Genomic DNA, 7,451 nt, shown 5'->3' with positions numbered 1-7,451 from the left:
GGGGACGGGGTGCATGGTCTGACGACCTTTTGCCACGACGCTGGAAACGGCTGATACATCGGAAGTCGTTGACCTAAACATTACCGCACCTGCTCCTTACTCGGCGATTCAACGCGACGATCATAATTGACTCCTCCAACTATTTCTTTCGCATAACAAGGATTAATGTAGAAAGAATAGCCGCAAGATATTCGTCCTGATTTATTCTCTTCTCATATAAACTGCAAACGCAACCGCTGCTCCGCCCGCAAGCAGTGACGCGATGAGGAGGGCGTAAGCGTAGCTGGCCGTCGCATCGTAGATCCAGCCGCCCGTTGTGGGGCCAAGAGGACCTGAGAGGCCATAGGAGAGGAAGACGAGAGGATAGATTCTTCCCACGCTGTTCTCGCCGAAGCGATTGGCCGCCGCCGCTGCGTAGATGACGAAATTGCCCCCGAATCCGAAGCCGATCAACGACGCCAGGATCACGAACGGCCAGCCGAAATGGGACAAGGGAATCATGGAGAACATAAATATGCTTAACAATCCCAACAAAAGCGGAATCGATTTTTCTTTGATGCGGTCGGCGATCAATCCCCATATAATACGGCCAGATGCGTTGCCAATGGCGAAGGAACTGATCGACAACGCCGCCAGTGATTGAGAAACCCCGCCCGCCAGGCCGATAAGTTTCAGGTTGGAAACGGTCATCAAACCGGAAAACGTGCCAGCGAATAGGCCGAGAGACAACATCCAAATTTTCGGATGGCGCAACAAAAGATAATATGGAATGTCAGTTTGCATAATCGTGGAAGATTTCTTTGGAATGGATAACAGCATGGAAGCAATGACGATGAGGGCGCCGTCTACTATGCCGATCCAACGGAAAATGGAGAGAACCTCCCACCCCCTCGCAAAGAGAATATCCGCTATATATGAAAGAACGATGGCGCCGCCGCCGAAACCGGCTACGGCGAAGCCTGCGGCCATGCCCTTGCGTTCGGGAAACCAACGGATGCAGGAAGCGATGGGGCAAACGTAGGCGAAGCCGATGCCAGCCCCGGCGATAACGCCGCATCCTAAGAACAACGGAACGAAGCGTCCGCCGGAAAACGAAGCGGCGAAATATCCGCCGCCGAAGAGCAATCCGCCTAAAGCGGAAATCCAGCGCGGGCCGAATCGATCCTGCAACCTTCCGGCGAAAATCATCATCAGCGTGAAAGCGGCGATGCAAACGCCGAATACCGCTTGGATGCGCGCCATCGACAATCCGAAGTGTTCATGCAGCGGAGCAGCGAAGGCGCTCCAGGCGTATATGCCGCCAAGCCCAGCCTGGATGATGATGGACGCGATAAGAACAAGATATCTTCTCATATAATCGTTCGCTCAAATTCACTGCGCCGCCGCGCCTGCCTGGCGTCCGAAACGCAATGGGAGACGGCCCAATTCGAAAGCGCCGAGATCCGGCGCTTTTCCGGCGTAATCGTCATTGAAACCGGGAATCGGCGTTCCGGCGTCGATGATGGGATTAGGAACGACGATCACGGGATCGGTGATATGGATTTCTTTACCGCCGCGTTTAAATGGAATCCGGCCCCATTGAATCGCCGTCGTCGTAGGAGCGGGATAAAACTCCAGCGATCTGGACGGCTCGATAGCCGGTTTGCCGTGAAGGCCGTGCGGCTCCTTGGCCAGTCCCTTATCCATGCCGGTAAAGAGATCGTAATCGTAATCGCCGGGAGGATCGGCGGGCGTCCTTGATGCAAGCTGACCGGGACAATGGAAAATATTATTGCGCGTTACGACGTTTGGCGCGATATGGCCGCTGAAGGCGCTAAACGCGCCTCGAGGCTGGAGCGCCGTGTTGTGAAAAATGAAGCGCCGTCCGCCGCCGAATTCGTCCCGTTCGCCGGTTTTTATCATGGCCCCGCCCAAGGGATCGGCGTGGGTGCGGCGGCTGACGCCGAAGATGTTGCGGAAAATGTAAATGGGGCCTTTGGATACGCAGGCGGTGGCGATGGGATGATAGTAATAATCGAGGAAATTGCCCCAGATGCGGACATTCATATTGGCGCCCTCGCTTTCGATGGCGTCGTCCCATACGTTGGTGATGATATTGCCGTAGATATCCGAGTCGCGGTTGGGGCTGCCCTCGAAGCTGAAATTGGAACCGCCGCCGAAGCCGTCGTTGAAGCCGTGATCCTCCGTTGAACGGAGTTCGTTCCAGCGGATGACGTTGCCGCCGCTGGAATCGATCAGCGATATGCCTTGCGGGCCGTTGGGATGTCCTGTATCCCAATCGTTGGATGCGCCGCGAGGATGTTCGATCAGGTTGCGTTGGATGGTTAGATTCCCTGCGCCTTTTTCCGCGAAGACCCCGCTGTCCATGATGCCGTCGTTGCCGTAGGTTATTGGGCCGCCCATGCGTCCCCAACCCGTGATGCGGCAATCTTCCACGACGATGTCATGGCGTCCGCGCTTGATTAATACGCCATGCCGCTCGGCGTTTTTCAACTCCAAGCCGCGCAAGACGATATAGTCCGCGTCGATGACGACGTTGCAATCTTCGGAGTTCATTACGTCGATGACGGCCGTCTCGCCCGATGCCGAAGCGATGAGATGATATGCGCCGGGAACTCCCGATTCGGAAATCGACAATGGAACTGGACTCACGCCGCCGGATAGAACCGTTGTTTGTCCAATGGGGATATGGTTGTTTTTCGTGCGGCATTTTAGAGATGGACGCTCGTTTCCGCTAATCAATTCGATCTCATATTCCGCATCCGGCGTCAGTCCAACCAGGCTGCCCCGATATTCTCCATCTCTCTTGTCGTAAACCAGGCCAAGGCTTTCCCGCCACGAATCCTTTCCCCCCCGGCGATAACGGATTCGGCATTCGCCGCGATCGGGAGATTGATAATAGACGCCGATGCACTCGTAAGTCGGAACGGCGTATGGATTATCGTCAGCGGCGGCGGTATATGGAATTAAACAAAACACGATGACGAGTAGTATTGGCGCTGTTTTATCAATATACATAAGAGCATCCTCCTATCGTAATATTTTATGAAAATGATTGCATCCAAAGATAGTACTAGATAAAATCGTCCATTGTATTATTGCATTTCATAGGCAAAAGCAAAGGATGGAAGGCGAGGCAACGCGGCGAATCTGGAAATCGGCTGAGAATGGCTGGATATCCAAAAAAAACCCCCGTCTTTGGACGAGGGGCGCACTAGCAGGATTCAGTGCATTGTGAAATCAGGCAATGCCAACTTTTGATGGAGAATCGCGGCATTAGATGAAAGTAACAGTATGGAAAAAAAAGATACCGCCTAATCGGTGGAATGATGGGGACGCGGAGGGCAAAGCGATCGTTAACGCGTGGAACGCTTCATTTGCATTCGATTTATAATGTAAGGGGAATGATCCACATCAATGCTTTTCGCCCTATGCTCCCTTACAATGCAATGTCAGTCATTACATGCGCAATCGATTCCGGCCATGCGCCTTCCCCGGAATCCATTCATTGATCTTTTACGCCAAATAATTTAAAAGAACATCCCCCACCATGCCCTTCGATCCGTCGTTGCGGGTAAAAGACGCCGTCTTGACCAAGCGGTTGCCGCCGGAGATCGTTTCATCCACAGATCGATCGTTAAGGCTTATGGATTGGATATTCGCTTCTACAAGCGACCGTAGTTCGTTGAATTGAGAAACGCCGTCGCGGTTGATATCGTTATAAAGCAGGAGATTGTTGTAAGCGGCGTCATTGACATCGATGACGCCATCCTGGTTTTCGTCCAATTTTCTTAGTTCTTCGAAACCATCCTGAGCGCCGTTTTGATCGCCGAAAAGTTCCTTGCCGTTATCGATGCGCCCATTGCGGTTGCGGTCAATCGCCAAAAAAGCGTCGCCGCTGGCGACGAAAGCGGTTTGGCTGGCTTGTCCCGTTCCCGCGATATCGAAAGAGACGCCTTCCTCTGCGCTTGTCAGATCGACGCCGCCGCCATCAAGATCGAGAACCAAAGGATCGGATGTTTGGATTTGCTGCTGCTGCGTCTGACGAATTTGAGCGGAAACAGCTTCGACAGATTGGCCGTCGGCATAATGAACTTCTAGTTTGGCCTGAAGCTCTTGCGCGCTCATCGCGGCGAATTGGATTGTCGAGGAGGAACTTGCCGCGCCTGAGGTTGTGCTGGAGCCGATATTGGCGGACGCCTCGACGCGATCGATGAATTCCTGGACGGAAGCGTCATCCTTGGACAATTGCTTGATCATTTCCAAATAGGCGGCGAGATCGGGAGGCAGGTTGGTGGTCAATGACTCCGCCGCCGCATTGGACGAGACGGCGGCGCTAGGAGAATCTACGGCGAAAAGGGGTAGTTGCGTATTATCGACTCCGGAAAGCGGCGCCATCGATTCCGTGATGTTGGCGTCTATCTCTTGCGGAAGAGTATTTTCAACTTCGCCGGCGAGGCTACGAAGATCAATGGGAGTATCGCTGGCGGCGTCATCCGCGGCCGCCCGAGTTTGCGCAAGCCATTGCGCTTGCTCCGAGACGGAGTATTGACCTTCAACGGTTAGACGGACGCCGCTGTTCACTCGGCTTATGACGGGTTCAAGGTCATTAGTGAGAGCGACAGTGTCTGTAGGAGGGGGTGAAGATTCCTGACCGCTTTCTTCACCACTCGGTTTTAAAGATACAGGATTTGCGCCTAGTTGTTTTGAAAAGAGACGTTCGCTTGGAAGATGGTCAAACTTACCAGAACGGACATCGATTGCAGGCAGCGGCTCCATTTTTCCCTCGTACCCTCGACCGGCAAAGATCCGTCCCTGGATCCCTTACAAGCCTTCCCTGGCTAAGTCTCTACTACTATCGTCAACTTGAAGGAAACCTTTAGAGCGGGAAGCAAAAATAGCAAAAAGAGGACGCATTTAACTGGCGTCCGATTGAGGATTTGAACGTCATGCCGTTAGCGCCGCTTATAGTCGTTCTTTCGGCGCAGCAAATATGGATTGGAAGCCGCCCATAGAGGCGGCAAGATGAGAAGTGCTTTTTGGTTGGGGGATTATACTTTTCCTTCCTCGACAAGTTGCGTTAATTTCTTCTTTACGCTGCTGGGATTGGCGGAATGATGTTTGAAAAGCCGCTTGTTGGTTTCCTTGGCGTAACTGGCCGCTTGCAGAATGCCCGGATCGGCGATGGAAGCGAGCGTTACGATCAGGTCGGCGCGGTCGACGGCCTCGTTGATCTCATCCTTCGATTTATTGTCCATTTCGAGATGCCATTCGCAGGTTCCGCCCAACTCTTTTACGATTTTTTGATACTCTTTTTCATGCTTCTTTTCGCCGCCAAGGAGCAGGATGCGGTCGCCATTGAAAATCTTCTTCGATCCGCTTTTTTTCTCTTCTTTATCCAGTTCTTGCAGAACATCGAGATCCAGACCGAGATCGTCTCCCAACGATTCTTCGCTAATCTCTTCGCCTAGGAGCGCCTCATCCAAGGCGTCTTCGTCCAGTTCTCCCATTTCCAAGGAATCCTCGCCTAAATCGAGGGCATCAAGATCCAGTTCATCTTCCCCCCCAGCGATTTCTTCTTCCTCCTCCGATTCCGCTGCCGTATCTGCTTCTTCTTCCTCCTCGCCCATTTCGACGAGAGCATCCAAGTCCAATTCGTCCAGATTCAAATCGTTTCCTGGCAATTCCAAATCTTCGGAGACTTCTTCTTCTAACGATTCCGCCATCTCATCGTCGGCTTCTTCTTCAGCGGTCTCCGTCTCTTCCTCAAGAAGTGCGTCGAGATCGCCGCCGATATCTTCGGATAGAAGTTCGTCCAGCGCCGAAACTCCACTCTCTTCCTCTTCTTCCAGCGATTCATCCAAAACCGCCTGGGGAATTTCCTCAGGCAGAGGTTCAAGCTCTTCCGTCTCAATGTCGTCAAGAGAGAGAGCCTCTTCGGCGATATCGCCTTCCATTTCCTTCTCCGGTTCCGGCTCTTTCGCTTTGGGGAGAGGCGGAGGGGTTGGAATTACTATGGGAGCGGCGGGAAGAGGCGGACGATGGACGAGAGATTCGATCCGCTTCTCCAATTCGACGATTTTGCGATTCATTCCATCGATGGCGCTCGGACCCGCTTGGCGGGGAGAAACGATTTCCGCTTCCAAATCCGGTCCCACCCAAGGAGGCAGAGACGTCTTGGTAATGGCGTTGCTGACGACGGAAAGCCCTGTTTGTTTGCCTGTAAATACTATAATGCCAGCGGAGAGCAAATCGGGATCGGGAACGAGTTCCACTTCTTCGTCGTGAATTTTGGACAGAGCGGCCCGTAGACTGACGGGAGAAATATCGATTGGCTCGCCCGATTGTTCGTAGGAAGTCTGTGCGGGTTCGATCTTATAGCGAGGTCCCTGAAGAACATAGAGGCCGCATCGTTTTCCGATGACGACGATCTTGTCCTGGCGGGTAAGGTTTTCATCCGTGACCAGCTCGACGGGTTCGTTGAAGACGCGTTCGCATGCTCGTTGAAGCGAATCGAGAGAAATCTCTACTCCGCCGATAGGAACGGTGGTTACGCCTTTTCGGACGGACGATTTATCCTCTTCTTCCAAAGCGGCGATCAATTTGTCCACTTCTTCCATTCCTCGCGACATTTCTTCGTCGATGCTTATGGGAGATATGTCTTCTTCTTCCTCTACGAGTCGATCGGATAGATCCAAATCGATCGATTCTTCATCTTCGTCAAGAAGAGATTCGTCGATCAATCCGGCTATATCCGGCTCTTCTTCGATATCCGGCTCCACATCGAGAATTTCGATATTTTCCAAGGCTTCCTCTTCCGGAAATTCGATTTCCACGCTGGAATCTTCCTCATCCGGCGCAGTCTTTCGTTCTTCCTGTTCCAATTCGGCCAGAATGCGCTCCATATCCAAGTCTTCGTCGGAAAGATCAGGTTCGTAAGCATTTTCTTCCTGTTCCTCGAAACGAAGTTCTTCCGGTTCTTCCGCTTCTTCCCGATCTTCTTCGATCTCTTCCGAGATTTCATCCAAAATTTCACGGGCTTCGGGTGAAAAACTCCCCATATTGAAATCGATGACGGCCTCCTCTTCTTCTTTTATTTGGGATTCGGTGAATTGAACCGCGATTTCTCGGGCGAGCGTGCGCGCGCTTAACCGGTCGTCGCGCAAGAGCGCCCATAAAATCAGGCCGAGTTTTCTGCCTGGCTCCAAAAAATCGACGGAAAAGCCGCTGCGCAGTTCGCGGGCGGACATAGAGCGAATCTTCTCGCGTTGATTTTCCGATTCCCGGTCGAGAATGCCGGCGATTTCGGCGCCCGCCTCGCTATCGTTTAAAATCGCCTCCACCGCCGAATCGATCAATTTCCGTCCCTTAGAGACGTCGTGAAGAATTCGTTGCAGCTTTTGAGGGGTAAAACAGTTTTGGAGAATGAGCCGTAGTTCGGTTGTTTCCAT

Annotated in this window: 4 protein-coding genes; all 4 read right to left on the bottom strand. The window is 52.6% G+C overall.

Going from position 1 to position 7,451, the window contains the following annotated elements; all coding sequences use genetic code 11:
• Positions 1-201 precede the first annotated feature (201 nt).
• The 4 genes from AB1656_14525 to AB1656_14510 all read right to left on the bottom strand — a co-directional run bounded on the left by AB1656_14525 (position 202) and on the right by AB1656_14510 (position 7,451).
• The gene (locus AB1656_14525) at positions 202-1,353 is read right to left on the bottom strand and encodes an MFS transporter (protein MEW6236596.1); all 1,152 of its coding nucleotides are present in this window, start codon (positions 1,351-1,353) and stop codon (positions 202-204) included.
• An 18-nt stretch (positions 1,354-1,371) separates the two neighbouring features.
• A complete protein-coding gene (locus AB1656_14520; GenBank protein ID MEW6236595.1) occupies positions 1,372-3,018 on the bottom strand; it encodes a right-handed parallel beta-helix repeat-containing protein in 1,647 nt (548 codons plus the stop codon).
• A gap of 498 nt (positions 3,019-3,516) precedes the next feature.
• Positions 3,517-4,779 (bottom strand): hypothetical protein, encoded by a 1,263-nt coding sequence (locus AB1656_14515; protein ID MEW6236594.1) that lies wholly within the window; start codon positions 4,777-4,779, stop codon positions 3,517-3,519.
• A 272-nt stretch (positions 4,780-5,051) separates the two neighbouring features.
• Positions 5,052-7,451 (bottom strand): DUF2325 domain-containing protein, encoded by a 2,400-nt coding sequence (locus AB1656_14510; GenBank protein ID MEW6236593.1) that lies wholly within the window; start codon positions 7,449-7,451, stop codon positions 5,052-5,054.

It is taken from the genome of Candidatus Omnitrophota bacterium, assembly GCA_040755155.1.
In the GTDB taxonomy this organism is placed as follows: domain Bacteria; phylum Hinthialibacterota; class Hinthialibacteria; order Hinthialibacterales; family Hinthialibacteraceae; genus JBFMBP01.
This window is presented reverse-complemented; position numbering and strand designations above follow the sequence as displayed.

Bases quoted from the DNA above. Each gene is read 5' to 3' on its own strand.
- AB1656_14525 (MEW6236596.1), bottom strand. From the start codon at position 1,353: ATGAGAAGATATCTTGTTCTTATCGCGTCCATCATCATCCAGGCTGGG.
- AB1656_14520 (MEW6236595.1), bottom strand. From the start codon at position 3,018: ATGTATATTGATAAAACAGCGCCAATACTACTCGTCATCGTGTTTTGT.
- AB1656_14515 (MEW6236594.1), bottom strand. From the start codon at position 4,779: ATGGAGCCGCTGCCTGCAATCGATGTCCGTTCTGGTAAGTTTGACCAT.
- AB1656_14510 (MEW6236593.1), bottom strand. From the start codon at position 7,451: ATGGAAACAACCGAACTACGGCTCATTCTCCAAAACTGTTTTACCCCT.